This window comes from Methylobacterium sp. WL116 (genome assembly GCF_008039455.1).
In the GTDB taxonomy this organism is placed as follows: Bacteria; Pseudomonadota; Alphaproteobacteria; order Rhizobiales; family Beijerinckiaceae; genus Methylobacterium.
In genome coordinates this window covers 1-2,193 of record NZ_VRUV01000651.1, presented here as the reverse complement: position 1 = coordinate 2,193, position 2,193 = coordinate 1, and the positions used below count along the sequence as shown (strand labels likewise).

Below are 2,193 nucleotides of genomic sequence, written 5' to 3'. Positions count from 1 at the left end.
CCATGAACAAGATCTTTCGCGGAACGGTGACGGCCGCCCTGGCCGAAGGCCGTGGCCGTGCCCAGCACCAGCACGGCGGCCGTCACCGTTCCGCGAAAGATCTTGTTCATGGCGCTCGATCCCGTCCCGTTATTGTTGAAAGGCCACGTCCGTCGCCGACCGACGAAGTCACCGCCCCGAAACGGTACAGTCCCGAAAAGCGTTCCGTCGGCGCGTGCCTCTCGGAGACGACGTGACACGGGCGGTGGGCATCCTCGTTCGCGCGCCCACGCGGCCTAGGCGGTCCCGGTCCCCGCCTGTAACGTCGCCCGTATCAAGAATGCACCGTCCGAACGACGGAGACAGGGAGCCAGCATGTCCGACTCGATCGGGATCGCGCCAACCGCCGAAGACGTGGCGGCCGACCGCAGCCGCCGCATCCGGGCGATCGTCGCCTCGTCGTCCGGCAACCTGGTCGAGTGGTACGATTTCTACTGCTACGCCTTCTTCGCGATCTACTTCGCGTCGTCGTTCTTCCCGAAGGGCGATTCCACCAGCCAGCTTCTCCAGACCGCCGGCATCTTCGCCGTGGGCTTTTTCATGCGGCCGATCGGCGGCTGGCTGTTCGGGCGCATCGCCGACCGCGTCGGGCGCCGGACCTCGATGGTCATCTCGGTCCTGATGATGTGCATTGGCTCGCTGTTCATCGGCCTGCTGCCCACCTACGAGACCGTGGGCGCCGCAGCCCCCGTGCTGCTGCTGCTGGCGCGCATGCTCCAGGGCCTCTCGGTCGGCGGCGAGTACGGCACCAGCGCCACCTACATGAGCGAGGTCGCGCTGAAGGGTCAGCGCGGATTCTTCGCCTCGTTCCAGTACGTGACGCTGATCGGCGGCCAGCTCCTGGCCTCGCTGGTGCTGATCGTGCTGCAGTTTGCGCTCACCGAGGCGCAGCTGCACAGCTTCGGCTGGCGAATCCCGTTCTTCCTCGGGGCGGTGGCCGCCATCGTCGCCCTCTACCTGCGGCGCTCGCTCGCCGAGACCGCGGGCTCCGACAAGGAGAACGCCGGCACCTTCTCCGAGCTTGCCAAGCATTGGCGCGCGTTCTGCGTGGTCCTGGCCTACACCGCCGGCGGCTCGCTGGTGTTCTACACCTTCACCACGTACATGCAGAAGTATCTCGTCAACACCGCGCATTTCGACAAGGGCACGGCCTCGCGCACGATGACCGCGGTGCTGCTGGTCTACATGATGGTCCAGCCGCTGTTCGGTGCGCTGTCAGACCGGATCGGGCGCAAGGCCAACATGCTGCTCTACAGCGGCCTCGGCACGCTGATGGTGGTGCCGCTGATGACCGCGATCGGCGCGACGCAGGACCCCTACGTCGCCTTCGGCCTGATCACGCTGGGGCTGCTGGCGGTGAGCTTCTACACGGGGATCAGCGGCATCGTGAAGGCGGAGCTGTTCCCGACCAAGGTCCGCGCGCTCGGCGTCGGCCTGTCCTACGCCCTCGCCAACGCCACCTTCGGCGGCACCGCCGAATACGTGGCGCTGTGGTTCAAGGAGGCGGGGATGGAATCGAGCTTCTTCTGGTACGTCACCATCCTGCTCGCGATCGCCTTCGTCGCCTCGCTGATCATGCCGAACCCGAAGGTCCACGGCTATCTCGACGGTGACGGCACGGTGGAGGAGGCGCTCGGAGGCAAGCCGCGCCTGGCGCGGGCCTAAGCCCGGCCCTGCCGTCGCGCGGAATGCCCGTCAGGCCGTCCGGGACCGGTTCTTGAGCTCCATGTTCTCGCGGTAGAGGGACTGGAGGTTCTTGAAGACGCCGCCGAGATAGGCCTGGTAGGTCGGCAAGGCATCGGGCGCGACGCCGGCGCGCTCCGCGAAATGGGCGACGATGGCATCGGATTCGGTCGTGAACCGGCCGGGCGCAAGCTCGGCCGTCGGGAAGGTCACCGTCTCGACCGCCGGCGCGAGCCGGCTGCGGATCGACGTCTCCTCCGCGTCGCCTGGGACGAACTCGCGCAGGTCCGCCCGATCCAGCTGCCCGGTTTCGAGCAGGAACAGGCGGACCTTGAAGCAGAACGGGCAGCCCGCCTTCAGGTAGACGGTCGGCTTGAACGCGGCTTCGGTCATCGTCGGTCGTCCTCGTCGTCGAAGTGGGTCGGGCAGTCCCGCGGTAGCGGGCCGGAAGCGCTCGGCGGCGCGGCCGGG

At 67.5% G+C, this 2,193-nt stretch carries 2 protein-coding genes; one reads left to right on the top strand and one right to left on the bottom strand.

The genetic code is table 11. From position 1 onward, the window contains the following. Positions 1–354: 354 nt before the first annotated feature. On the top strand, positions 355–1,704 hold the full coding sequence (locus FV223_RS25810) for an MFS family transporter (protein WP_147729610.1): 1,350 nt from the start codon (positions 355–357) through the stop codon (positions 1,702–1,704). A gap of 30 nt (positions 1,705–1,734) precedes the next feature. On the opposite strand, the gene FV223_RS25805 is transcribed toward FV223_RS25810, so the two are convergent. Further along, positions 1,735–2,193: glutathione S-transferase N-terminal domain-containing protein (locus tag FV223_RS25805; protein ID WP_246689815.1), on the bottom strand; the 459-nt coding region annotated here is incomplete at its 5' end.

What these genes read in the sequence shown, in the direction of transcription:
- FV223_RS25810 (WP_147729610.1), top strand. Translation starts at nt 355, where the DNA reads ATGTCCGACTCGATCGGGATCGCGCCAACCGCCGAAGACGTGGCGGCC.